The organism is Staphylococcus ureilyticus, from assembly GCF_025558845.1.
GTDB classification, from domain to species: domain Bacteria; phylum Bacillota; class Bacilli; order Staphylococcales; family Staphylococcaceae; genus Staphylococcus; species Staphylococcus ureilyticus.
In genome coordinates this window covers 1320306-1347097 of the sequence record NZ_CP094825.1, presented here as the reverse complement: position 1 = coordinate 1347097, position 26792 = coordinate 1320306, and the positions used below count along the sequence as shown (strand labels likewise).

Genomic DNA, 26792 nt, shown 5'->3' with positions numbered 1-26792 from the left:
AGAATGAGTATGATTGGAATTTTAATTATAGCAGTTATAGTCGTAATTGCATTATTGTTATTATTTTCATTTGTACCTGTTGGATTGTGGATTTCAGCAATCGCAGCGGGTGTAAAAGTAGGTATTGGTACCCTAGTAGGAATGAGATTACGTAGAGTTTCTCCACGTAAAGTAATATCACCTTTAATTAAAGCTCATAAAGCAGGATTAAACTTGACAACAAATCAACTTGAATCACATTATTTAGCAGGTGGTAATGTTGATCGTGTTGTTGATGCAAATATCGCTGCACAAAGAGCAGATATTAATTTACCTTTTGAGCGTGGTGCAGCTATAGACTTAGCTGGCCGTGATGTGTTAGAAGCTGTTCAAATGTCTGTAAACCCTAAAGTAATTGAGACACCATTTATCGCTGGTGTAGCAATGAATGGTATCGAAGTTAAAGCAAAAGCAAGAATTACAGTACGCGCGAATATTGCAAGATTGGTCGGTGGTGCTGGAGAAGAAACAATTATTGCACGTGTTGGTGAAGGTATTGTATCTACAATTGGTTCTAGTGAACATCACACACAAGTGCTTGAAAACCCTGATAATATTTCTAAAACAGTTTTAAGTAAAGGTTTAGATTCAGGCACAGCTTTCGAAATCCTATCGATTGATATTGCTGACGTAGACATTAGCAAAAACATCGGTGCAGACTTACAAACTGAGCAAGCGCTTGCTGATAAAAATATCGCACAAGCAAAAGCCGAAGAACGTCGTGCAATGGCAGTAGCACAAGAACAAGAAATGAAAGCAAAAGTACAAGAAATGCGCTCTAAAGTTGTTGAAGCGGAAGCAGAAGTTCCACTAGCTATGGCCGAAGCATTGCGTTCAGGAAATCTTGGTGTGAAAGATTATTATAATCTGAAAAATGTTGAAGCAGATACAGGTATGAGAAATTCTATTAACCAACGTACAAAAAAAGAAGATGATGAATCACCGGAATAATAAATAGGGGTGATTAAATGAATATAGGTATTATTATCTTTGTAGTATCTGTCATTTTTACAATAATTGGTGCTATTAACGATGATAGTCATAAAAAACGAAAAAAACAACAGCCACCATCTAACAAACAGCCAAATCAATCTGAAGCGCCACCACAAAAACGTGGTTTCCTTGAAGAAATCGGTAAAACATTTTCTGAGTTAGAAAAACAATTTAATGATGGTCCTTTTTCTCAAGAAGAACATACACCAAAGCAGAATAAACCTGCTGAGACACGAGCTGAAAAGATGGAAACTGAGAAACCTCAACAAGAATCATCATCAGCTCCTAAACATAATGAAACAGAAGCTGAGAAAGTAAAACGTGAGCAAAAGCAACAAGATGATAAACTTCAAAAAGAGCTTGAAGCTGATTTAATGGGTCAAATAGAAGACGTGCGTAATGAGATTGATCGTGAAACTGAGAAAAAAATACAAAGAACTGAGAAAAAAGCACGAGATATTATTTCTGATAAATATTTATCAGAGAGAACTAAGCGTTACCGTTTAAAACAGTTAATGAATGCGCATTCTGTTCAAAGCTCTGGCACAAATGCTCAATATAGATTTGCAGATGATGAAGTTGTTAATGGCATTATTTGGTCTGAAGTTTTAGAACGACCAAAACAATTATAAATTTATTTAAACTCAACTTATAAAGTTAGTATTTTGACTTTGTGAGTTGAGTTATTTTTAATTTCAAAGTATTTAATGATTGATAAATTTCACACAGTCTATCATAACGCTTTGCTTTACATAAAAATAACAATTAATGTCAATTTTTAATTCACTTTGAAATAATATGAGATTATTTCATGATATAATAATATTGAAGTTGCAGTATGATTTATTCAAATTATTATTTTTATAATAATGCTTATTTCATATCATGCATCATAATTATTTTTTGTAACTTAAAATCTAATAGGATAAAATAATAGAAACGAATATATTTGTAAAGGAGCAACTATATGCCTGGAATTATTCAAATAGATGACATCAATGAAGCGCAAGCACTCATTGGTAACAATGATGAAAATCTAAAATCAATAGAAGAGGGATTTGATGTCATAATACATGCTCGAGGACAAGAAATAGCCGTTAAAGGTGAAAAAGTTGAGCATGTAGAACAAGCAGAATCAGTACTAATTAATTTATTGAAAGTCATACAGCAAGGCGTTACAATATCGCTCAAAGATGTAGAAGCTGCTGTTAAAATGGCAAAAAATGGTACGATTCATTACTTATTAGATTTATATGAGGACGAAATTACTAAAGATGCGTTTGGTAAAACAATACGAGCTAAAACTATGGGACAAAGACTTTACGTAAATGCCATGTATCATAATGACTTGGTATTTGGTGTTGGACCAGCAGGTACTGGGAAAACATTTTTAGCTGTTGTTTATGCTGCCAAGCAATTACGAAAGGGTAATGTTAAACGTATCGTCTTGACTAGACCTGCAGTAGAAGCTGGGGAATCATTAGGATTCTTACCTGGTGATTTGAAGGAGAAAGTTGATCCTTATTTACGTCCATTATATGATGGTTTAAATACCGTTTTAGGAAGAGAACAAACTGCTAGATTTATCGAGCGTGGTGTTATAGAAATAGCACCGTTAGCATATATGCGAGGGAGAACGCTTGATGATGCATTTGTTATTTTAGATGAAGCACAAAACACTACACATGCTCAAATGAAAATGTTCTTAACAAGGTTAGGTTTTGGGTCGAAAATGGTTGTGACCGGTGATAAGACACAGATTGATTTACCTAAAGGTGTTAAAAGTGGTCTTAAAGAAGCAATAGCAAAGTTACACAATGTAAAAGGTTTAAGTATCCATCATTTAGACCAAAACGATGTTGTGCGTCATCCACTTGTAAGTAAAATAATTGATCGCTATGAGGGAGAAGAATAAATGTTCACAATAGATTTTAATGATCATACTGAATTAGTCGATAAAAAATGGTTTAAGCAAATAGACGACCTTCTTACTTTTGCAAAAGAACAAGAAGGCATAGAAAATGATGCCGAATTATCTGTGACATTTGTAGATAAAGTGGAAATTCAACAAATTAATAAAATGTATCGAGATAAAGATAAAGCGACAGATGTAATATCCTTTGCATTAGAGGAAGATGAACCTGAAATCAGTGGGTTAGATATACCAAGAGTACTCGGCGATATTATCATATGCACTGAAGTTGCTCAATCACAAGCAGATGCATATGGACACTCTTTTGAAAGAGAACTTGGTTTTCTCGCGCTTCATGGCTTTTTACATTTATTGGGTTATGATCATATAGATGAAGCTGATGAAAAGGTAATGTTTGGTCGACAAGATGAAATTTTAAATGCTTATGGATTGCCAAGAGATTAGAGATAGTTATGAAACGTTTTAAGTACGCTTTTCAAGGTTTACTAGTCCTCTTTAACAAAGATAAAAAGTTTTTAATCCATATTATTTTTGCATGTTTTGCAATTATACTGAGTTTTTATTTAAAAATAAATATAGTTGAATGGTTTTTAATCATTATCGCTATAGGATTTGTGTTAACTTTTGAAGCCATGAATACAGCACTAGAATATGTAGTGGATTTGATTACAGATGAATATCATGAACTTGCAAAGAAAGCTAAAGACACTGCAGCTGCTAGTGTTATGCTTGCTTCGATAATTGCGTTAGTAATAGGACTTATTGTTTTTTTACCATATTTTATAAAATAGAAAATAAGATTTTTAATCTATCTATATATTAAGCAACATTTAGTTTGAAAAAATACTATAATAATTAAAAATTGAATAGGAGTGTTAAATTATGGCTTACCAACCCGATTATTTCAAGGAAGTAAGAACAGCACAAAGCAAAGCTTATGCGCCATACAGTAATTTTAAAGTAGGTGCGTATTTAATTACGAAAGATGGTAAAACTTATCACGGCGCAAATGTAGAAAATGCCGCTTATCCATTGGGTATATGTGCAGAAAGATCAAGTCTGGTTGCAGCTATTGCTGATGGATATCGACCTGGCGATTTTGAATCCATCACTGTAACCGTTGATGCAGAAACACCTTCTTCGCCATGCGGTTCTTGTAGACAGGTTTTAAAAGAACTTTGTGATGACGAAATGCCTGTATATATGACTAATCACAAAGGTGACATGATTCAATCTACAGTTAGTGATTTATTACCTCTAGGATTTTCTGGAAAGGATTTAAAATAATGACAGCACATAAATCAGGATTTGTAACAATAATTGGTAGACCTAATGTAGGTAAATCTACCTTTGTTAATCGCGTCATCGGACATAAAATCGCTATTATGTCTGATAAAGCACAAACGACAAGAAATAAAATTCAAGGTGTCATGACTCAAGAAGACGCACAAATTATTTTTTTAGATACACCGGGTATACACAAACCTAAACATAAATTAGGCGACTATATGATGCGTGTTGCAACAAACACACTTTCTGAAATTGATGCCATTATGTTTATGGTTAATGTTAATGAAGATATTGGTAGAGGCGATGAATACATAATGGAAATGTTGAAATCAGTCAAGACACCAGTGTTTTTAGTGTTAAATAAGATTGACCTCGTCCATCCGGATGAGCTCATGCCAAGAATAGAAAAATATAAAAAATATATGAATTTCACCGAAATTGTCCCTATATCTGCTTTAGAAGGATTAAATGTTGAGCATTTTATCAATGTTATTAAATCATATTTACCTGAAGGGCCAAAATACTATCCGGATAATCAAATTTCTGATCACCCAGAACAGTTTGTAGTGAGCGAACTCATTCGTGAAAAAATATTACACCTAACGAATGAAGAAATTCCACATGCGATAGGCGTCAATGTTGATCGTATGATTAAAGAAGATGAAGAACGCGTGAGGATTGAAGCAACGATTTTTGTAGAACGTGATTCACAAAAAGGAATAGTGATTGGTAAAGGTGGTAAAAAACTTAAAGAAGTAGGGAAAAGAGCACGTCAAGATATTGAAGGCTTGTTGGGGTCTAAAGTGTACTTAGAACTATGGGTAAAAGTTCAAAAAGATTGGCGAAATAAAGTAAACTTTATTCGTCAAATGGGCTATTTAGAAGATCAAGATTAAGTTGAGAGTCGGTGAGCTAAAATGTTAATCAAACAAAAAGGTATCATTATTAAAACGGTTGATTATGGCGAATCCGATAAAATTATTACAATTTTAAATGAATACGGTGCAAAAATTCCACTTATGGTTCGCCGTGCCAAAAAGAGTAAGAGTGGTTTGCAAGCTAATACGCAATTATTTGTTTATGGTTTGTTTATTTATTCTAAATGGAAAGGCATGGGAACTTTAAGTTCAGTAGATGTCATCGATCAAAATTATCATCTTCGATTAGATATTTATGAGAGTAGTTATGCTAGTTTATGTACTGAAACGATAGATCGATCTATTGATAATGATGAACTGTCACAGTTTAGCTACGAATTATTACATTTTGTATTAGATAAAATTAAAAGTGGTGTATCCGCACAGTTGATGTCGGTAATTGTATTAATTAAATCAATGTCAAAGTTTGGGTTTAGCGCAATTTTCAATCATTGTGTGGTCACTGGTGATGATGACCAAGCTAAACTCATTGGTTATAGTTTTAAATTTGATGGTGCAATTTCAAATCATGCAAAATCTCAAGATCCAAATGCTTTACTACTATCCAATAAAACGCTTTACTTATTAGATGTGTTACAAAATTTACCTATAAGTAAAATGAACGCCTTGAGTATTCATCAAGATATTATTAATGAAATGTCGCAATTAATGATAATGTTATATAGTGAATATGCAGGTATGTATTTCAAAAGTCAAAAGCTTATTAATCAATTACAAAGATTAGATCATTCAAATTAATGAAATATAGTCAAAATTAATGAGAAATAAAATTTTATGAGTAAAAAAACGTCAATTTCTATAAATTATATAGAAATTGACGTTTTCATTTTGTACTACTATTTTCAAAGTATAACTTGAAAAAGTGAAATTAAAATTTCACTTTTTCAGTTAAGAAACTTTCTAATTCAGCAATCGGCATACGTACTTGTTCCATCGTATCTCTGTCACGTACAGTTACTTGTTGATCTTCTAGTGAATCAAAGTCAAATGTTATACAGTATGGTGTACCGATTTCATCTTGACGGCGGTAACGTTTACCAATTGATTGTGATTCATCAAAATCAATTGCAAAGTTAGCACTTAATTGTTCAAATATTTTAATTGCATCACCAGATAATTTTTTACTTAATGGTAAAACAGCAGCTTTATAAGGTGCTAATGCAGGGTGGAAGTGTAATACAGTTCTTGAATCCTTACTACCTTCAACACCTTCTTCAGCATATGCATCGCAAAGGAATGCTAATGTAACACGGTCTGCACCAAGTGATGGTTCAATACAATATGGAAGGTATTTTTCGCCAGTTTCTTGATCATGATATTGGAAATCTTCACCAGAATGTTCACTGTGTTGTTTTAAATCATAATCTGTTCTACTTGCAATACCCCATAATTCTCCCCAACCGAATGGGAAACGATATTCTATGTCAGTTGTTGCATTTGAGTAGTGGGATAATTCGTCTGCATCATGGTCACGTAAACGCGTAGCCGATTCACTTAAATTTAAGTCTTTTAACCATTGGCTAGCAAAAGTTTTCCAATAATTTTGCCATTCTATTTCTTCACCAGGTTTACAGAAAAATTCTAATTCCATCTGTTCAAATTCACGTGTTCTAAAGATGAAGTTACCAGGTGTAATTTCATTACGGAATGATTTACCGATTTGACCAATCCCGAATGGCAATTTTTTACGCATTGTACGTTGAACATTTTTGTAATTAACGAAAATACCTTGCGCAGTTTCAGGACGTAGGAAAATTTCATTTGTAGAATCTTCCGTCACACCTTGGAAAGTTTTGAACATTAAGTTAAATTGACGAATATCTGTCCAATTAGCAGTTCCACTTACAGGGCAAACAATACCTTCTTCATCAATAATACGTTTCATTTCATCGAAACTTAAACCATCGGCTACGAAATTTTCGTCTCCTTTTTCATTCGCCATGTAGTCTTCTATTATTTTATCTGCACGATAACGAATTTTACTATCTTTATTGTCTATCATTGGATCGTTAAAGTTTCCTAAATGACCAGATGCTTCCCAAGTTTTTGGATTCATTAAAATTGCTGCATCAATCCCTACATTATATGGAGATTGCGTGATAAATTTTTGCCACCATGCTTTTTTAATATTATTTTTTAATTCTACACCTAATGGACCATAGTCCCACGTATTTGATAAACCACCATAAATATCACTACCAGGGAATACAAATCCTCTGTGTTTTGCTAACTGAACAATTGTTTCCATATCTTTTGCCAAAAAAAACACTCCTTTTAACATAAAAACGCCCCAAGACAAAGAAAAAGCAAAAACTTAATCATTGCCTTGGGACGAGTTAATTATTTTTAATCACATATAATTATGTGTTTTTAATAAATTATTATTAACCCGCGGTTCCACCCAATTTAGTGTGTACACTCGCCTTTGAAACTTCTTTTTAAATTTTTAGCCAATTGTTATGTTAAGCTTTCACCACCCTTAACTCGCTTTAAATATAATTTTAATGTATTGGTTGATTATTAGCAAGTAAATATATGTATTTGTAGCAATTTATAATTCAATGTATAATTAAATGTAATGAGTAAAGGGGTGAAGTCTTATAGAACTGAATAAAAGACAACAACAAATTGTTGATATTGTCAAAAATAATGGACCTATTACTGGTGAACATATAGCAGAACATCTTAGTCTTACAAGAGCGACCTTGAGACCAGATTTAGCAATACTTACAATGTCTGGTATTTTAGAAGCACGCCCACGCGTAGGCTACTACTATTCTGGAAAACCCAAAAATAAATTAATTGCTGATCAATTAAAACAATATATTGTTAAAGATTATGCGTCACACCCTGTAGTAGTGAAAAGTGAAATGTCAGTTTACGATGCAATTTGTACTATATTTCTAGAGGATGTTAGTACGTTATTTGTTATAAATAATGAAGGAGATTTTATAGGCGTTTGTTCTCGGAAGGATTTATTACGTGCTTCGATGATAGGTAAGGATATACATACTATGCCTGTTAATATTATAATGACTCGTATGCCTAATTTAAGCTTTGTATTGGAAGACGAACGTGTCATATTTGCTGCAAACCTAATGATTGAAAAGGAAATTGATTCTTTACCAATTGTGAATAAAAAAGAAAATGGAAAATATGAAGTGAAGGGCCGTATTTCTAAAACAACAATTACTAAAATTTTTGTCTCTTTACTAAATGAATAGGTGGTATGTATTAAATGGAAAATATTAAAATTATTGTTGCTTCTGACTCAGTAGGTGAAACAGCTGAACTTGTGGCAAGAGCTTGTATTTCACAATTCAACCCAAATCAATGTGAAAGTGAAATTAGTAGATATCCGTATATAGAAGCTTTAGAAAACGTAGATGAGGTAATCTCAGTTGCTAAAGATACTGAAGCAATAGTTGTTTATACATTAGTTAAACCAGAAATAAGAAAGTATATGGAAGCAAAAATAAAAGAATTTCAAATTAAATCTGTAGATATTATGGGCCCATTGATGAATATATTATTAGATAAAATAGATGAGCAACCATATTTTGAACCCGGACTCGTGCACCAATTAGATGAAGCATATTTTAAAAAAATTGACGCTATAGAATTTGCAGTAAAATACGATGACGGTAAAGACCCAAAAGGTCTAGATAAAGCTGATATCGTTCTATTGGGCATATCTAGAACTTCAAAAACGCCTCTTTCACAGTATCTTGCACATAAAAGTTATAAGGTGATGAATATTCCTATTGTGCCAGAAGTCACACCTCCAGATAATTTATTTAATGTTGATACTTCAAAATGTATTGCCTTAAAGATAAGTGAGGATAAATTAAATCGCATTAGAAAAGAAAGATTAAAGCAATTAGGCTTAGGTGATAGTGCAAGATATGCTACCGAGCAACGTATTGAAGAAGAATTAAATTATTTCAATGAATTAGTTGAAAAAATTGGATGTCCTGTTATAGACGTAACTGATAAAGCGATTGAAGAAACTGCAAATGATATCATAAGTATCATTGAGCAAAACAGTTTCTTAAAATAAGAATTTCTATTATAATATTATAACTACTGTCTAATAGGTGATAATTTTGCGAATTGAACAAGCAACCATTAATGAAATAAAAGAGAAAACAGATATTCTCGATTTAGTAAGTGAATACGTTAAATTAGAAAAAAGAGGGCGCAATTACATTGGGTTGTGTCCTTTTCATGATGAAAAAACACCGTCGTTTACAGTTTCTGAAGATAAACAAATTTGCCATTGCTTTGGTTGTAAAAAAGGAGGAAACGTCTTTCAATTCACTCAAGAAATTAAAGACGTTTCTTTTACTGAAGCTGTAAAGTTATTAGGTGAACGTGTAAATGTTGAAGTGGAAACACCGCAAGCAACATCAGAACAGCATACTAATCATCAAATTGCTTCTGAAGATTTGCAAATGATTGAAATGCATGAATTAATGCAAGATTACTATCATTATGCATTAAAAAAAACCGTTGAAGGAGAAAAAGCGTTAAACTATTTAAAAGAACGTGGATTTACAGATGAACTCATAGATCGTCGGAAAATAGGTTATTCACCTAAAAATGCACATTTTTGCCATGACTTTTTACAGAAAAAAGGTTATGATATTCAATTAGCATATGAAGCGGGTTTATTGTCTAGGAATGAAGAGAATTTCAGCTATTATGATCGTTTCAGGGATCGAATTATGTTTCCATTATCAAATGCACAAGGTCGAACAGTTGGTTATTCAGGAAGAACATATACAAATCAAGAGCCTAAATATCTCAATAGTCCTGAAACACCGATATTTCAAAAAAGAAGATTGTTATACAACGTTGATCAAGCTAGAAAAGCAATTCGTAAAAATGATGAAATTATACTACTTGAAGGTTTTATGGATGTGATAAAAGCTGATTACGCAGGATTGCATCAAGTTGTAGCAAGTATGGGAACTCAGATTTCACAAGAACATATCGCATTTATGAAAAAACTCACTTCAAATGTGACATTAATGTTTGATGGAGATTTTGCGGGTAGTGAGGCCACTTTAAAATCTGGTCAAATATTATTGCAACAAGGATTTAATGTATTTGTAGTTCAACTACCAAAAAACATGGACCCTGATGAGTATATTGGAAAACACGGTGCAGATGCGTTTAATTATTTTGTGGAACATGAAAAAAAAGCATTTATTCTTTATAAAGTCCTTATGCATCAAGAAGAAATAGAAAATAATGATTTAGCATATGAAAGGTATTTAAAAGAAATCACAAATGATATTTCATTAATGAAGTCATCGATTTTACGCAAAAAGATATTGCAAGACGTGTCAGAATTGTTTAAAGTAAGCATGGATAGTTTAAATAATGAAGTAGGACTACGTGAAGATTATTATCAACCACAGTCATATCAAATGCCTAGTGTGCCACAATTCACTCATTTAAATAAGCAAGAAAAAGCAGAACGTGCTTTATTAAAACATTTTATGAATGATAAGGATATTTTTTTAAATTATCATAAATTACTTCAAACAGAAGACTTTACAAATCAGTATTTTAAGCGTATATTTAATGTTTTATATGAGTTTTATTCTGAGAATGATACGTTTAATATTAGTGATGTTTTACAATATATCGATACAAATGACATTAAAGAAGCATTTATATCATTGGATAACTATTTGATAAATGAAGAACCATATGAACATGAAATCGATGATTATTTAGACACACTTTTAACAAATAGAAATGAAGAAACGATTGAATCGCTTAATCAAAAGTTACGGGAGGCTTCTAGATTAGGTGATTTAGAGTTGCAGAAATATTACCTAGAAAAAATTGTAAACTTCAATAAAAATAGAATGAATTAAATTAAAAATGAATATATCTGTAGATTATTGGGTTTAACAACTTGAATAAACCGTATGATTTATGGGTAGATAGTATTAAGATTATCTATCAAATGATATCATGGTTTCAAGTTGATATTATATTCGGGAGGCCTTTTCATGTCTGGAAATAAAGTTACACTTAAAAAGCAAACAATAGACCCATCTCTAACTTTAGAAGATGTAAAAAAACACTTAATTGAAAAAGGTAAAAAAGAAGGGCATCTTAGTCATGAAGAAATTGCAGAGAAATTGCAAAACTTCGAGATGGATTCTGATCAAATGGACGAACTATTTGATCAATTAACAGATAACGATATCAGTTTGGTAAACGAAAAAGATAGTTCTGACAAAGATGCAAAATTAAATCCTAATGATTTAAGTGCTCCTCCAGGTGTTAAAATTAATGACCCTGTTCGTATGTATCTTAAAGAAATCGGACGTGTCGATTTATTAAATGCGCAAGAAGAAATAGAATTGGCGAAAAGAATTGAACAAGGTGACGAAGTTGCTAAGTCAAGATTAGCTGAAGCAAACTTGCGTTTAGTAGTCAGTATAGCCAAAAGATATGTTGGTCGTGGCATGCTTTTCTTAGATTTAATTCAAGAAGGTAATATGGGCTTAATAAAAGCAGTTGAAAAGTTCGATTTTAATAAAGGATTTAAATTTTCAACATATGCGACATGGTGGATACGTCAAGCAATAACACGTGCTATTGCAGACCAAGCTCGTACAATACGTATTCCAGTGCATATGGTAGAAACAATTAATAAATTAATCCGTGTACAAAGACAATTATTACAAGATTTAGGTCGTGATCCAGCACCAGAAGAAATTGGTGAGGAAATGGATTTACCACCAGAAAAAGTAAGAGAAATATTAAAAATAGCTCAAGAGCCAGTTTCATTAGAAACACCAATTGGTGAAGAAGATGACAGTCACTTAGGTGATTTTATTGAAGACCAAGAAGCCCAAAGTCCATCTGATCATGCAGCTTATGAATTATTAAAAGAACAACTGGAAGATGTCTTAGATACATTAACAGATAGAGAAGAAAATGTACTGCGCTTACGTTTTGGACTTGATGATGGAAGAACACGTACACTAGAAGAAGTAGGTAAAGTCTTCGGCGTTACGAGAGAACGTATTCGTCAAATTGAAGCTAAAGCATTGAGAAAATTAAGACATCCGAGTAGAAGTAAACGTCTTAAAGACTTTATGGACTAATTTTTCAGCTCTTTTGTACCTAGTCGTACAAAAGAGCTTTTTACATTTACATAGAGGAGCGCTTTTATGGTTATATTAAATCAAAGATTAAAAAAAGTAAGTACATATATAATAGGTGATTGTTTAGCGGATATTGGTTCAGACCATGCATACCTTCCGATTTATGCGATTGAAAACAATTTAGTCAAAAATGCAATTGCTGGAGAAGTTATCAAAGGACCGTTTGAAGCTTCGAAAAAAAATGTTGTGGAACATGAGTTAAGTAATCATGTCGATGTTAGACTAGGTGATGGATTGTCGATATTACAGTCAAATGATAAAGTTAATTCCATCACTATATGTGGTATGGGTGGACCGTTAATAGCTAAAATCCTTCAAGAAGGTAAAGAAAAATTAACTGCCCATCCGAGGCTTATTTTACAAAGTAATATACAATCTAGTGCGATTAGAAATTTGTTAGATTCCATGCATTACAAGATTATTGAAGAAGTTATTTTAGAAGAAAAAGGTCATATATATGAAATAATAGTGGCAGATTATTTTGAACAACAAACACAAACACTTACTAAATCAGAAATAAAGTTTGGACCGATTTTATTAAAAAAGAAACATGAATTATTTTTTAAAAAATGGGAAAGAGAACGACAGGCATTGCAAAAAATCAAAGATCAATTGAACACTGAAAAACATCGTGAACGGCTAAATGAAATTAACAACGAAATCAATTTAATTAATGAGGTGTTGTAAATGAAAATTAAAACGTTACTCCAAGTAATAAATCAGCATGTACCATTTGAAACTGCAGAGTCATGGGATAATGTCGGCTTGTTAATCGGAGACGAATCTGCTGAAATTTCAGGTGTTTTAACCGCGCTAGATTGTACCAATGAAATTGTTGATGAAGCAATAAACCAAGGTTTCAATACAATTATTTGTCATCATCCACTCATATTTAAAGGTGTTAATAATATCATTCAACAAGAAGGCTATGGTGCTATCTTACGAAAATTAATTAAAAATGAAATTAATTTAATTGCTTTACATACAAATTTGGATGTTTATCCAAAAGGTGTTAATGCAATGTTAGCAGAAAAGCTTCAATTGAAGAACCAACATATTTTAAATCCAGAAACTTTAAAATACTATAAGGTACAAGTGTTTATACCTGAAGAGAATCTTAAAACATTTAAAGATGCATTGAGTGATGCAGGATTAGCTGAAGAAGGAAATTATAAATATTGTTTCTTTGAAAGTTCAGGGAATGGACAATTCAAGCCTACTGGTAGTGCCAACCCACATATTGGCTCAATAGATAAAATTGAAGAAGTAAAAGAATTTAAATTAGAATTTATGATTGAAGCATATCAAAAAGATTTAGCAGAAAAATTAATTAAGAATAATCATCCATACGAAACACCAGTTTTTGATTTTATAAAAATGGAAAAAGAAGCGAATTATGGTTTAGGTATGATTGGTGATTTAGAATCCGAGATGGATATATCTACATTTGTGAAGCATGTCAAAGAAAATTTGGCAATGCCAAGTGTAAGATATGTTGGTAATTTAGATCAAATTATTAAGAAGGTTGCGATTATTGGTGGTTCCGGTATTGGATTTGAGACTCAAGCCGCTCAACAAGGTGCAGATATCTTTATCACTGGTGATATTAAACATCATGATGCATTAGATGCAAAAACTGCTGGTATTAACTTATTAGATATTAACCATTATAGTGAATATGTAATGAAAGATGGTTTGTGTAATTTATTAATAGATTGGCTTAACCCAGATGATATTACTTTTGAAATTAAGTCATCTAACCTCAACACAGATCCATTTAATTATTTATAATTGCCATGTATGTTACTATCAAGAAATCAAATTTATTTTAGTCAACGGCTAGTAATCTTTTTCTAGGCTGTGCATCCTTATGTTCCAGCTACACTTACATTTAAATTATATTTGATGACTGCCAATTTAGTATAAAATAATTAGTTCAAAATCGTTTGCGAATGCTTTATAATAGAAAAGATGAAGATTTAAGGAGGCCAAATCATGGCAAATCACCCATTCGATAAGTTTAATTTAGACCCAAGTTTAATCGACGCAGTACGAAATTTGAACTTTAATCAACCTACAGAAGTACAAAATAGAGTTATTCCAAAAATATTAAAACAAGTAAACATAATTGGACAATCTCAGACAGGCACTGGAAAATCCCATGCCTTTTTATTACCACTGATACATTTAATAAATGTCGATATTAAAGAACCACAGGCAATCATCGTCGCTCCAACAAGGGAATTAGCGCAACAGCTATTTGATGTCGCTAGTCATTTAGCTGATTACAAAGGTGATTTATCTGTTAAACTTTTTATTGGTGGCACAGATATAGAAAAAGATAGACAACGCGCTAAGAATCAACCACAACTTATTATAGGAACACCAACTCGGATAAACGATTTAGCTAAACATGGAGATTTGCATGTGCATTTGGCTTCTTATTTAGTTGTGGACGAAGCTGATTTAATGATTGATTTAGGATTAATAGAAGAGGTAGACTACATTGCTACACGTTTAGATGAAGACTCCCATATAGCTGTCTTTAGCGCTACTATTCCTAAATCATTACATCCATTTTTAAATAAATATTTAGAAAATCCTGAATACGTCGAAATTGAAAATGTTCAAAAAAATAAAAAAAATATTGAATTCTATTTAATTCCGACAAAGGGTGAGGCAAAGATAGAAAAAACAATAAAACTCATTGATATTTTAAATCCATATCTATGTATTATATTTTGTAATAGTCGTGATAATGCAAACGAACTTGCAGACCAGTTAAATGCAGCAGGTTTAAAATTAGGTATGATACATGGTGGTTTAACGCCAAGAGAGCGTAAACAACAAATGAAGCGTATTCGCAACTTAGAATTTCAATATGTTATTGCAAGTGACTTAGCATCGCGTGGAATAGATATTGAAGGCGTAAGCCATGTGATTAACTTTGATGTACCAAATGATATCGATTTCTTCACGCATCGTGTTGGCCGTACAGGTAGAGGGCAATACAAGGGCGTGGCGATTACCTTATATAGCCCTGAAGAAGAAGAAAACATAGCGTTAATAGAACAACGAGGTTATCAATTTGAAAATGTTGATATAAAAAATGATGAGTTATCGCCAATTAAAGCACACAATACACGTCAATCACGTAAGAATAAAGATGATCATTTAACAAATGAATTAAAAAATAAAGTGAAGAGAAATAAGAAAAAAGTAAAACCTGGCTATAAGAAAAAATTCCAACGTGATCTTGAACATTTAAAACGTCAAGAGCGTAAAAAATACAGTAAGAAACAAAATCGTCAAGCCAGAAAAAATAAATAAAGGATTGGTGACTACTATGTTATTAGGATCTCATGTATCTATGAATGGTAAAAAAATGTTGGCAGGTTCAGCTGAAGAAGCACATAAATTCGGTGAATCTACTTTTATGATTTATACAGGTGCACCACAAAATACAAGAAGAAAGCCAATAGAAGAGCTAAATATTGATCAGGGACAAGAATTAATGCAAACGTACGGTCTTTCAAATATTGTAGTACATGCACCTTATATAATAAATATTGCAAATACTGTCAAACCACATGTGTTTAACCTAGGCGTAGAATTTTTACAAAGTGAAATTGAAAGAACGCAAGCCATTGGTGCCAAAGACATAGTATTGCACCCTGGCTCACATGTAGGAGAAGGTGCTGACGCTGGTATTAATAAAATCATAGAAGGTCTAAATGAAGTGCTGACGAATGACAATAATGTACGCATTGCACTTGAAACAATGGCTGGCAAAGGTTCAGAAATTGGGAGAAATTTTGAAGAAATCGCTCGAATTATAGATGGTGTCAAACATAATGAACGTTTATCTGTGTGTTTCGATACATGTCATACTCATGATGCAGGCTATAATGTAAAAGAAGATTTTGATGGTGTGTTGAATGAATTTGATAAGATAATAGGCATAGATAGAATACAAGTTGTTCATGTAAATGATAGTAAAAATGATATTGGTGCTCATAAAGATAGACACGAAAATATAGGTTTTGGTTATATCGGATTTGATGCCTTAAATTATATCGTTCATCATGATACGTTTAAAAATATTCCCAAAATACTTGAAACACCCTATGTTGGTGAAGATAAAAAGAATAAAAAACCACCTTATAAATTTGAAATTAAAATGCTTAAACAACAACAATTTGATCCAAGTTTAAAGGATAAAATTTTAATGCAATAATATTAAAAAAATGAATTATAATCAAAAATGTGAAAAAATAGATAAATGTATTTAAAGGATGACATAGTGAACTCAATTCAAAATGAGTCTCTATATCATCCTTTTTTGTTAATTCGTAAACATTACTATTTACATAATTGTTTGCAAGTTGTATAGTATAGAACGAGGTGAAAAGATGACTACTCCAGTGTTCGAATTAAAAAACATCGATTATTATTTTGAAAACAAAAAAGTATTAGAAAATATTAATATTAAAATTAATAAAGGACAATTTTTGGCTATAGTTGGACCTAATGGTGCCGGTAAATCAACTTTGCTAAAAATTATTTTAGGATTGTTACCGTTGCAAAAAGGTGAAATACTTGTAGATGGTAATGTATATAATGGAAAACAATCTTTATACAAGATTAGTTATGTTTCACAAAAAGCTCAAGCTTTTAAAGCAGGTTTTCCTGCAAGTGTTAAAGAAGTCGTTATGAGTGGACTAACGAAACGTAAAAAGTTATTTCAGTGGTTTAATAAAAATGATGAAAATAAAGTGGAAGCCGTATTAAATCGATTGAATATAGGCCATTTAATTAATAAAAATATTGCAGAATTATCAGGTGGACAACAACAACGTGTATTAATTGCACGAGCATTGATAAGTAACCCTTCAGTCCTTATATTAGATGAACCAACTAACGGTATAGATGCAAAACACGTCAGTGAATTCTATGAAACACTAGAAACTTTAAAAAATGAAGGCGTAACTATCATTTTGGTTACGCATGATATAGGTGTCGTGGCTGATACTGCTACAGAAGTAGCATGTTTAAACAAGCATCTGCATTTTCATGGCACGACAGAGGATTTTAAATCGTTAGATGAGGTAGAAATATCTAAAATATACGGTCATCCTATACAATTTGTAGATCACCAACATAATAGGGAGTGTTGTTCATCATGATTGAGGCATTATTAAATTTTGATTTTATGAGATACTCTCTATTAAGTGGTATTTTGATTGGTTTTATTGCCCCATTAATTGGTGCATTTATTGTTGTACGAAGGCTATCATTAATTGCAGATGCTTTAAGTCACGTTACACTTGGTGGTATCTCATTCGGGATGTTTTTTGTGACTATTGCACCCGCACTAACTTTTATTAATCCAATGTGGTTTGGGATATTGTTTGCAATCATTGGTGCGTTATTGATTGAAAAACTGAGAACATCGTATAGTAATTATCAAGAAATTGCGATCCCTATTATAATGAGTGCAGGCATAGCATTAAGTGCCATTTTTATTTCGCTTGCAGATGGTTTTAATCAAGAAATTGTTGGATTATTATTTGGATCAATCAGTGCTGTAACTATCAGCGATTTATCAACTATTATCGCAATCGTTATTATTGTATTAGCATTTATATTGTTATTTTACAAGGAATTATTCATTCTTTCATTCGATGAAGAATATAGTAAAGTTATAGGTATTCCGAAATGGATACAATTTTTATTTATTATTATCGTCGCAATGGTCATATCTGCATCTATGAGAGTCGTAGGTATTTTATTAGTAAGTGCATTAATTACATTACCGATAGCTATAGCAATGCGTATGACAAAAGGATTCAAACAACTTATTATATTAAGCGTGTTAATTGGTGAATTTTCAGTTATAGCAGGGCTAGTATTAGCATTTTATATGAATATTTCTCCTGGAGGCGTAATTGTCGTATTACTTGTACTTTTATTAGCAATGATGATGTCATATCAAAAGTTTAAATTAAAAACTGTGAAAGGGGCTATTAATAATGAAAATAGATGAAGCAATTAATATTCTAAAAGCAGAAGGACACAAGTATACAAATAAAAGAAAAGATATGATAAATGTTTTTATAGAAGAAGATAAATACATTAACGCAAAATATATACAGCAAAAATTAGACAAAGATTATCCAGGTATCTCATTTGATACAATATATCGAAATTTACATTTATTTAAAGATTTAGGTATCGTTGAGGGTACTGAACTCGACGGTGAAATGAAGTTTAGAATAGCATGTACAGACCACCACCATCATCACTTTATTTGTGAATCATGTGGTGATACAAAAATAATTGATTTCTGTCCAATTGAACAGATAAAGACTTTCTTACCAAAAGTCGATATTCACACACACAAATTAGAAGTATATGGCATATGTGAAGCTTGTCAACATGCTTAAAATTTTTAGCGTGTATCTAATGTAAAATAGCACCTATCGACGTTTATTACTAAAAAGTTTCCTTCTAAATATAGGTCATTAGTCTGAATTTTATTGAATTTTTAAAATACTTTGTCCTTTATGTTTAAAATCCACTATTTTGAGATATAATAGTAAAGGAACTAAAGATAACAAATATAATTTTATGACTTTTGAATAAGTTTGTAAGCATATTCATTGTTGTAATCATTTTTAGTTGTTATGCTTTATTTACAGATTAATTAGGAGGATGATTATTTATGGCTTTTGAATTACCAAATTTACCTTATGGTTCTGACGCATTAGAACCACATATTGATCAACAAACAATGGAAATCCACCATGACAAACATCATAACACTTATGTTACTAAATTAAATGCAGCAATTGAAGGTACTGATTTAGAATCTAAATCAATTGAAGAAATTGTAGCAAATTTAGACAGTGTACCAGAAAATATTCAAACAGCTGTTAGAAATAATGGTGGTGGACACTTAAACCATTCATTATTCTGGGAATTATTAACTCCAAACTCTGAAGAAAAAGGAACTGTAGTTGATAAAATTAAGGAACAATGGGGTTCTTTAGATGCATTTAAAGAAGAATTTGCAGATAAAGCTGCAGCTCGTTTTGGTTCAGGTTGGGCTTGGCTAGTTGTTAATAATGGCAATTTAGAAATTGTTACAACTCCAAACCAAGATAACCCATTAACTGAAGGTAAAACACCTATCTTAGGCTTAGACGTTTGGGAACATGCTTATTATCTTAAATACCAAAACAAACGTCCAGAATATATTAGTGCTTTCTGGAACGTTGTAAATTGGGAAAAAGTTGATGAATTATATAACGCTGCTAAATAATTAAGCTTCTATTTTTGACGGCCTTACACAGGTCGTCATTTTTTTATTTAAAATAATAGAAATCTGTATCAATTTCATATATCATTTAAAGTGATCACTTTTGAATAGAGGTATGTTGTTTTGCTAAAAAGATTAAAGGAAAAATCAAACGATGAGAAAATAAGAAATACGATGAATAAAAGAATAAGCTTTGTGTTTGGTCTAATTGTATTTATTTTTGCAATAATTGTCTTACGATTAGGTTATTTGCAAATTGCACAAGGCTCTCATTATAAACAATTAATTAAAAATAGTGAGAATTTAACTGTTAATGAAGCTGTTCCGAGAGGAAGAATTCTCGATAGAAACGGTAAAGTTCTAGTAGATAATGCATCAAAAAAAGCCATCACTTTTTCTCGGGGAAGAAAAACTTCTCAATCAGAGGTTTTAAAAATAGCTACTGATTTATCGAAACTTATAAAAATGGATACCGATAAAATCACAGATCGAGATAAACAAGATTTTTGGATTTTAAAACACCCTAATCAAGCTGACAAATTAATGAAAAAAGAACAAGCGTTGTTAGATGATGGGAGTATTTCACAAGAACAATATGATGAAACGTTACATAAAAAAATTGGAAAGCAACAATTTGATTCATTTTCAGACAAAGATTTACAAGTATTAGCGATATTTAGAGAGATGATGTCAGGTTCTGCATTAGATCCTCAAATGATTAAAAATGAAGATGTTACTGATGAAGAATATGCTGCAGTGTCACAAAAACTTTCTGATTTACCAGGGGTTAATACAACAATGGACTGGGATCGAAAGTATCCATATGATGATACATTACGTGGTATTTTTGGTGATGTCTCTACGACACAAGAAGGTATTCCAAAAGAATTTACAGAACAATATTTGTCAAAAGGTTATTCAAGAAATGATCGTGTAGGAAAATCTTATTTGGAATATCAGTATGATGATATTCTCAAAGGTAAAAAGAAAGAAATGAAATATACAACAGATAAATCAGGAGAAGTTATTGATTCACAAGTGATTCATAAGGGGTCACGCGGAGATGATCTTGTTTTAAGTATTGATATTGATTTGCAAAAGAAAACTGAAGAATATTTAGAAAAACAAATAAGCAAATTACGTAGTGAAGGTGCTAAAGATATGGACAATGCTTTAGTGGTTGTTCAAAATCCGAATAATGGCGATATTTTAGCAATGGCTGGTAAACAAATTGATAAAAATGGTGATTTAACCGATTATGATATCGGAACTTTTACATCACAATACGCTGTTGGATCGTCTGTTAAAGGCGGAACATTACTTGCTGGTTATCAAAATAATGCTATTAATGTGGGCGAAAAAATGGTTGATGAACCATTGAAATTTTCTGGTGGTCTTTCTAAACGTTCATACTTTAACCAAGATGGTAAAGTAACTATAGATGATAAAGAAGCTTTAATGCATTCATCAAACGTATATATGTTTAAAACAGCATTAAAAATAGCAGGTTCACCATACGCGCCAAACATGTCACTACCTACTGATATCTCAGAAGCAGGTCAAAAATTACGAAAAGGACTAAATCAAGTTGGTTTAGGTGTTAAAACAGGTATCGATTTACCAAATGAGACTGGCGGACAAATAGAACCGCTAACAGATAATCCAGGTAATTATTTAGATTTGGCAATTGGACAATATGACACTTATTCACCGTTACAATTATCCCAATATGCTTCTACGATTGCGAACAGTGGTTATAGAATTCAACCACATATTGGTTTAGAAATCAGAAAAGCAACAAATAAAGATTCATTAGGCCCTGTGAAACAAAAAGTAAAAGGCGACGTATTAAATAAAGTTAACAATACATCAGATCAAGTTAAGCAAGTGCAAGAAGGTTTCAAAATGGCATATAATGAAAAAGAAGGTACAGGTTATCAAAGTTTCAATGATACTGTTGTGCCTTCAGCTGGTAAAACTGGTACAGCAGAAGTATTCCAGGACGGCAAACCAAAAGTAAATTCAACTTACGTAGGTTATGCACCAAGTGATAATCCGAAATTAGCATTTTCAATTGTATATACAAATCAACCTGTACCAGAACCTTGGCTTAATGGTGGTGACTTAGGTAGAGATATCATTAACTATTATTTTAAGGAAAAAGATAAAAAATAAAATTCATATAACTCATTTTTAAGTTAAAAACCTATGGGTATGGTATATATGAAAAATAATACTTTTCAATTTTATAACTAAATGGTATGATAAATAAGTCGTATTTTGAAAAGGTAAGGAGGAATTAGCATGCGCGTAAACGTAACACTAGCTTGCACAGAATGTGGGGAAAGAAACTACATCACAACAAAAAATAAACGTACTAATCCTGAACGTATCGAAATGAAAAAACACTGTGCTCGTGATAACAAACATACATTGCACCGTGAAACAAAATAATTAAATTTTTAACCAGATTCTAATTTTAGAATCTGGTTATTTTTTTTATTAAAAATATTGAAATGACAGTTTGATGACATAATATATTATTATCGTTATAATAAAAGAGGATATAAAATGGGAAGGTGTCATATATGAGTAAACATAAGTTAAGAAAAGAAACCATAAATAAAATGAAACAATTTTCGGATCAAGATCAAAAATTATCTGCTGATCAATACTTAACACAACAATTAATGAATACATCTGAATATAAATCGGCATATCGTATTGGAGTTGTCCTCTCAATGCAACATGAAGTAGATACTTATCCCATCATTTCGAAAATATTAAATGATGATAAAAAAGTATTTGTACCAGAAACTAATTATAAAAACAAAACAATGTCATTTAAGGAGTTAGATAATTTATCAAATATTACACCTGACGATAAAGGAATTAATTATGTTACAAGTGACACAGAAATAACAAATGATTTAGACCTATTAATCGTGCCTGGTGTAGTATTTAATAATAAAGGTTATAGAATCGGCTATGGTGGCGGCTATTTTGATAAATTTTTATCACAACATCAGCAGCCAACAATAAGTTTAATTTATGACTTTCAAATAAATAATTTTGAAATAGAAGCACATGATCAACCAGTGCAAAAACTAATTATAGCGACTACAAATTAATGGAGGGAAAAATGATTACAGAAAAGCATTTTTGGAAGTCAATTTATACTTGGATAAAATATTTAAATTATCAAGTTGTGCATCGTAATCAAGATGATACTGAAGTTTGGCTTGCAAATAAAAGAAAGCAATCCGTTGCAATATTTAAATTTGGTGCTAATTCTACACAAGAAGTAAGATTTGATAAAAGTAGAATCCAAGACCATGAAGAAGATATAATTACATTTTTAGGTTTCAAACCCCATAATTATAATTTATATATTTATACCGATAAAACATTTACAAATGAAAATTTAGATGAGCTAAAATCAGTTAAATTCAAAGTGAAAATTTTACGTCAAAAAGAGCATATAGATCAAATAATGCCCAACTTTTTTGTGAAGTTTGTGTTTAATCGCGATGCGAACCATACAAAAGGTTTTTATAAACAAAGAGCATTAAATAATAATCCTATTGAAAAACATATGCTGAAATTTGCACCAGTTACATATTTATTAATAATAATTAATATTATTATCTGGCTTTCGATGGTATTATTGTTAAATCGATTTTCTGATTTAAAACTTTTAGATGTTGGGGGTCTTGTACATTTTAATGTCGTCCATGGAGAATGGTACAGACTCATTACATCCATATTTTTACATTATAACTTTGAACATATATTAATGAATATGTTAAGTTTATTTATTTTTGGAAAAATAGTAGAATCTATCGTTGGGCATTGGAGATTTTTAATTATTTATTTTGTTTCTGGTTTGTTTGGTAATTTTGCTTCATTATCTTTTAATACAGACACCGTTTCCGTTGGTGCAAGCGGTGCTATATTTGGTCTGATAGGTGCCATTTTTGCTTTTATGTATATTGGTAAACAATTTAACCAAAAGTTGATTGGTCAATTGCTAATTGTTCTTTTCGTCCTAATTGGCGTTTCATTACTAATGCAAAATGTAAATATTGTAGCACATGTTGGTGGATTTATTGGTGGTTTATTGATAACACTTATAGGATATTATTTTAGAATTAATCAAAATAAATTCTGGTTTTTTCTAATTGTAATGATTATTTTATTTATTGCAGCACAAATTAGGATTTTTACGATTCAAGAAGATAATATTTATAATACAATCATTGAAAAAGAAATGAAAAATGGCAATTATAAAAGTGCTGAAGATATGGTACAACATACGGTGAATAAAAGTTATGCTGATGATGAAACATACTACCTAAAAGGATTAATTAATGCGACAACTGATTCAAAATCAGAAGGTATGGCAACATGGGAAAGAGGTTTAAGAAACTTCCCAGATTCTGCATTATTAAATTACCAACTAGCGGTTGCAAATAGGTCCATCGATAACAAAGATAAAGCAAAAAAATACATTAAGTCCGCTTTGAAATTAGATCCAACAAATAATGATTATATAAATTTAAATAAAGAATTGAGCGATGACAGTGATTCATGAGATTAATACTTTTTATGATGTTCAACAACTTTTAAAAAAATTTGGTTTTATTATATATTTTAAGGATAAAAATGATGTTTATGAAATGATGCAACAAGAGCTTCATTCATTATATTCCTATAATTTAATTTCTAAAGATGATTATATTAAGTCCAAATTAGTGATTAGTCAAAGAAAAAGTGAACACTAATTTTACGAAAGTTCCATGAAAATGTAGTTACTGATATTATAGATATCTACCAAAATAACAGTGATAAAATATTGAAACTAAATAACAGCAATCATGCAAGTGCTGATATAATGTATCTTTATATTCATTATCATTGCATTTATGAAATGAAAAGTATTAATATAGATATATATGTTTTATACAGAGAAAAATATATTTTAAGGAAAAAGACTACTATGTTGACACGTTAATCGTTAAAATCGTCTATTGACGAAACAAGGATTCAATTTAGCATTCCTTAAAAATAAGAGAAGGATGAATAAAAACATGAAAAAAATTATCTTAGCAGCAGATATTGGTGGTACAACTTGTAAGCTAGGTATATTCGACGAACAATTAGAACGAATTGAAAAATGGTCTATAAAAACTGATACGTCAGATGTTACAGGTTATGCACTTTTGGAAAATGTTTATGAATCTTTCGTTGAACATGTTGATAATTCAGAATTTGCTTTTTCAGATGTTTTAGGTGTTGGTATAGGTATACCAGGACCAGTGAATTTTGAAACAGGTGAAGTGAATGGTGCCGTTAACTTATATTGGAAAGAAACAGTTAATGTCAGAGAAATTTTCCAACAATTTGTAGACTGTCCAGTTTATGTTGATAACGATGCCAATGTTGCAGCATTAGGTGAAAAGCATAAAGGGGCAGGACATGGCGCAGACGATGTGGTTGCAATTACATTAGGCACTGGCCTTGGAGGCGGTATTATTTCTAATGGAGAAATTGTACATGGTCATAATGGCTCTGGTGCTGAAATTGGTCATTTTAGAGTTGACCATGACCAACGCTTTAAATGTAATTGCGGAAAATCAGGTTGTATTGAAACCGTTGCTTCTGCGACTGGCGTCGTCAATTTAGTGAATTTTTATTACCCTAAATTAACGTTTAAATCTTCGATACTTCAATTAATAAAAGATAATGAAGTTACCGCGAAAGCAGTATTTGATGCGGCAAAAGCTGGAGATCAATTCTGTATCTTTATTACCGAACGCGTGGCTAATTATATTGCATATTTGTGTAGTATTATCAGCGTAACAAGTAATCCTAAATATATTGTTTTAGGCGGAGGAATGTCAACTGCTGGTTTAATATTAATAGAAAATATAAAAACAGAGTACCATAATCTAACTTTTACACCAGCACAACAAGGTACAGAAATCGTTCAAGCTAAACTAGGCAATGATGCGGGCATTACTGGTGCTGCTGGTTTAATTTATACTTATATAATTGAAAAGGAAGGTGTGAAATAATGGCTATAGTAGATGTAGTAGTTATACCTGTGGGTACGGAAGGACCAAGTGTTAGTAAGTATATTGCTGAGATACAAACAAAATTAAAAGAATTTAAAGCACAAGGTAAAATTGATTATCAATTGACACCAATGAATACTTTGATTGAGGGAGATTTAAAAGATTTATTTGAAGTCGTTCAAGCAATCCATGAATTACCATTTGATAAAGGTATTGATAGAGTTTGTACTAATATAAGAATTGACGATCGAAGAGACAAATCTCGAAAAATGAATGACAAACTAAAATCTGTTGAAAATCATTTAGATAGTGGAGGTCACTAACAATGCAAATATCTAGTTTAGCATTGGGCTTAGTTAAAACGAATACTTATTTTATTGAAAATGATAAGAATGTGATTTTAGTAGATCCAGCGGCTGATTATGAATTAATTATAAAAAAATTAAATCAAATTAATAAACCTGTCATTGCAGTATTATTAACACATGCACATTTTGACCATATCGGGGCTTTAGATCAAATCGTTGATAAATTTAATGTGCCTGTTTATATGCATCCTAGTGAGTTCGATTTTTTAACTAATACAGAAAAAAATGGTTCACAAAAGTTTAAACAATATGGATTAACACCTGTCATTAGTCATGTATCACCACAAAAAATTGATGAAGGCTCTATGGAAATTGAGGGCTTTAAATTTAAAGTACTTCATACACCTGGACATTCACCTGGTAGTTTATCTTTTATATTTGATGATTTTGCTGTAGTTGGAGATACTTTGTTTTATCAAGGTATAGGAAGAACTGACTTATATAAAGGCGATTATGAAACTTTGGTTGACTCTATATTAGATAAATTGTTCAAATTAGAGGATGACTTACCATTATTCCCAGGACATGGGCCATATACAACGATAGAAGACGAACAACTTAATCCATATTTGCATGGTTAGTTTTATTTCATAAAGTAATATTAACACCTCCTACGTGTATTATTGTAGGAGGTGTT

29 protein-coding genes are annotated in these 26792 nt (G+C 31.4%); 28 read left to right on the top strand and 1 reads right to left on the bottom strand.

Annotation, left to right across the window (positions count from 1 at the left end):
• Positions 1-3: 3 nt before the first annotated feature.
• The 8 genes from floA to recO all read left to right on the top strand — a co-directional run bounded on the left by floA (position 4) and on the right by recO (position 5931).
• The gene (floA, locus tag MUA21_RS06625; RefSeq protein WP_026034799.1) at positions 4-990 is read left to right on the top strand and encodes a flotillin-like protein FloA; all 987 of its coding nucleotides are present in this window, start codon (positions 4-6) and stop codon (positions 988-990) included.
• A 17-nt stretch (positions 991-1007) separates the two neighbouring features.
• Complete coding sequence (locus MUA21_RS06620) at positions 1008-1664, top strand: hypothetical protein (protein ID WP_107526296.1); 657 nt, start codon at positions 1008-1010, stop codon at positions 1662-1664.
• Positions 1665-1999: 335 nt separating this feature from the next.
• Positions 2000-2947 carry a PhoH family protein gene (locus tag MUA21_RS06615; RefSeq protein ID WP_046208145.1) on the top strand — a complete coding sequence of 316 codons (948 nt, stop codon included), beginning with the start codon at positions 2000-2002 and terminating at the stop codon, positions 2945-2947.
• On the top strand, positions 2948-3409 hold the full coding sequence (gene ybeY / locus MUA21_RS06610) for an rRNA maturation RNase YbeY (RefSeq protein ID WP_107526343.1): 462 nt from the start codon (positions 2948-2950) through the stop codon (positions 3407-3409).
• An 8-nt stretch (positions 3410-3417) separates the two neighbouring features.
• Positions 3418-3756 carry a diacylglycerol kinase family protein gene (locus MUA21_RS06605; RefSeq protein ID WP_107526342.1) on the top strand — a complete coding sequence of 113 codons (339 nt, stop codon included), beginning with the start codon at positions 3418-3420 and terminating at the stop codon, positions 3754-3756.
• A 91-nt stretch (positions 3757-3847) separates the two neighbouring features.
• Positions 3848-4252, top strand: a complete 405-nt coding sequence (gene cdd, locus MUA21_RS06600; RefSeq protein WP_046208148.1) for a cytidine deaminase — start codon at positions 3848-3850, stop codon at positions 4250-4252.
• The gene (era, locus tag MUA21_RS06595; protein WP_046208149.1) at positions 4252-5151 is read left to right on the top strand and encodes a GTPase Era; all 900 of its coding nucleotides are present in this window, start codon (positions 4252-4254) and stop codon (positions 5149-5151) included. The genes cdd and era overlap by 1 nt, the downstream gene beginning before the upstream one ends.
• Before the next feature lie 21 nt (positions 5152-5172).
• Complete coding sequence (recO, locus tag MUA21_RS06590; protein ID WP_046208150.1) at positions 5173-5931, top strand: DNA repair protein RecO; 759 nt, start codon at positions 5173-5175, stop codon at positions 5929-5931.
• 130 nt (positions 5932-6061) lie between these two features.
• Here the strand turns inward: recO and MUA21_RS06585 are convergent, their stop codons facing one another.
• On the bottom strand, positions 6062-7453 hold the full coding sequence (locus MUA21_RS06585; RefSeq protein WP_040030033.1) for a glycine--tRNA ligase: 1392 nt from the start codon (positions 7451-7453) through the stop codon (positions 6062-6064).
• 340 nt (positions 7454-7793) lie between these two features.
• Between MUA21_RS06585 and ccpN the strand changes: the two genes are divergently transcribed.
• The 20 genes from ccpN to MUA21_RS06485 all read left to right on the top strand — a co-directional run bounded on the left by ccpN (position 7794) and on the right by MUA21_RS06485 (position 26736).
• Entirely contained in the window at positions 7794-8417 is a 624-nt protein-coding gene (gene ccpN, locus MUA21_RS06580; protein ID WP_075100076.1) for a transcriptional regulator CcpN, read from the top strand.
• 14 nt (positions 8418-8431) lie between these two features.
• Positions 8432-9253 carry a pyruvate, water dikinase regulatory protein gene (locus tag MUA21_RS06575; RefSeq protein ID WP_046208151.1) on the top strand — a complete coding sequence of 274 codons (822 nt, stop codon included), beginning with the start codon at positions 8432-8434 and terminating at the stop codon, positions 9251-9253.
• Positions 9254-9299: 46 nt separating this feature from the next.
• Positions 9300-11084, top strand: coding sequence for a DNA primase (gene dnaG / locus MUA21_RS06570; RefSeq protein ID WP_262562228.1), 1785 nt, complete (start codon positions 9300-9302; stop codon positions 11082-11084).
• A gap of 138 nt (positions 11085-11222) precedes the next feature.
• The gene (rpoD, locus tag MUA21_RS06565) at positions 11223-12329 is read left to right on the top strand and encodes an RNA polymerase sigma factor RpoD (RefSeq protein ID WP_046208153.1); all 1107 of its coding nucleotides are present in this window, start codon (positions 11223-11225) and stop codon (positions 12327-12329) included.
• Between the two features lie 66 nt (positions 12330-12395).
• Positions 12396-13076 carry a tRNA (adenine(22)-N(1))-methyltransferase gene (locus MUA21_RS06560; RefSeq protein ID WP_107526331.1) on the top strand — a complete coding sequence of 227 codons (681 nt, stop codon included), beginning with the start codon at positions 12396-12398 and terminating at the stop codon, positions 13074-13076.
• Positions 13077-14180 (top strand): Nif3-like dinuclear metal center hexameric protein, encoded by a 1104-nt coding sequence (locus tag MUA21_RS06555; protein ID WP_262562224.1) that lies wholly within the window; start codon positions 13077-13079, stop codon positions 14178-14180.
• A gap of 204 nt (positions 14181-14384) precedes the next feature.
• Positions 14385-15719, top strand: coding sequence for a DEAD/DEAH box helicase (locus MUA21_RS06550; protein WP_107526333.1), 1335 nt, complete (start codon positions 14385-14387; stop codon positions 15717-15719).
• A 16-nt stretch (positions 15720-15735) separates the two neighbouring features.
• Positions 15736-16626: a deoxyribonuclease IV gene (locus MUA21_RS06545; RefSeq protein WP_262562222.1), complete on the top strand. Its 891-nt coding sequence runs from the start codon at positions 15736-15738 to the stop codon at positions 16624-16626.
• A 175-nt stretch (positions 16627-16801) separates the two neighbouring features.
• Complete coding sequence (locus MUA21_RS06540; RefSeq protein WP_073341909.1) at positions 16802-17575, top strand: metal ABC transporter ATP-binding protein; 774 nt, start codon at positions 16802-16804, stop codon at positions 17573-17575.
• The gene (locus MUA21_RS06535) at positions 17572-18435 is read left to right on the top strand and encodes a metal ABC transporter permease (RefSeq protein ID WP_073341912.1); all 864 of its coding nucleotides are present in this window, start codon (positions 17572-17574) and stop codon (positions 18433-18435) included. The genes MUA21_RS06540 and MUA21_RS06535 overlap by 4 nt, the downstream gene beginning before the upstream one ends.
• Positions 18422-18835, top strand: a complete 414-nt coding sequence (locus MUA21_RS06530; RefSeq protein ID WP_073341915.1) for a Fur family transcriptional regulator — start codon at positions 18422-18424, stop codon at positions 18833-18835. The genes MUA21_RS06535 and MUA21_RS06530 overlap by 14 nt, the downstream gene beginning before the upstream one ends.
• A 278-nt stretch (positions 18836-19113) precedes the next feature.
• Positions 19114-19713, top strand: a complete 600-nt coding sequence (locus MUA21_RS06525; RefSeq protein ID WP_046208161.1) for a superoxide dismutase — start codon at positions 19114-19116, stop codon at positions 19711-19713.
• A 120-nt stretch (positions 19714-19833) separates the two neighbouring features.
• Positions 19834-21885 carry a peptidoglycan D,D-transpeptidase FtsI family protein gene (locus MUA21_RS06520; protein WP_262562221.1) on the top strand — a complete coding sequence of 684 codons (2052 nt, stop codon included), beginning with the start codon at positions 19834-19836 and terminating at the stop codon, positions 21883-21885.
• A gap of 129 nt (positions 21886-22014) precedes the next feature.
• Positions 22015-22164, top strand: a complete 150-nt coding sequence (gene rpmG, locus MUA21_RS06515) for a 50S ribosomal protein L33 (protein ID WP_019469354.1) — start codon at positions 22015-22017, stop codon at positions 22162-22164.
• A gap of 134 nt (positions 22165-22298) precedes the next feature.
• Positions 22299-22841, top strand: a complete 543-nt coding sequence (locus MUA21_RS06510; protein WP_262562218.1) for a 5-formyltetrahydrofolate cyclo-ligase — start codon at positions 22299-22301, stop codon at positions 22839-22841.
• An 11-nt stretch (positions 22842-22852) separates the two neighbouring features.
• A complete protein-coding gene (locus MUA21_RS06505) occupies positions 22853-24304 on the top strand; it encodes a rhomboid family intramembrane serine protease (RefSeq protein ID WP_204180127.1) in 1452 nt (483 codons plus the stop codon).
• Positions 24288-24494 carry a YqgQ family protein gene (locus MUA21_RS06500; RefSeq protein WP_438873803.1) on the top strand — a complete coding sequence of 69 codons (207 nt, stop codon included), beginning with the start codon at positions 24288-24290 and terminating at the stop codon, positions 24492-24494. Before MUA21_RS06505 ends, MUA21_RS06500 begins: the two co-directional genes overlap by 17 nt.
• A gap of 306 nt (positions 24495-24800) precedes the next feature.
• Entirely contained in the window at positions 24801-25787 is a 987-nt protein-coding gene (locus tag MUA21_RS06495) for a glucokinase (protein ID WP_107526330.1), read from the top strand.
• On the top strand, positions 25787-26110 hold the full coding sequence (locus MUA21_RS06490; RefSeq protein WP_064208909.1) for an MTH1187 family thiamine-binding protein: 324 nt from the start codon (positions 25787-25789) through the stop codon (positions 26108-26110). Before MUA21_RS06495 ends, MUA21_RS06490 begins: the two co-directional genes overlap by 1 nt.
• A gap of 2 nt (positions 26111-26112) precedes the next feature.
• Positions 26113-26736 carry an MBL fold metallo-hydrolase gene (locus tag MUA21_RS06485; RefSeq protein ID WP_046208168.1) on the top strand — a complete coding sequence of 208 codons (624 nt, stop codon included), beginning with the start codon at positions 26113-26115 and terminating at the stop codon, positions 26734-26736.
• Positions 26737-26792 lie beyond the last annotated feature (56 nt).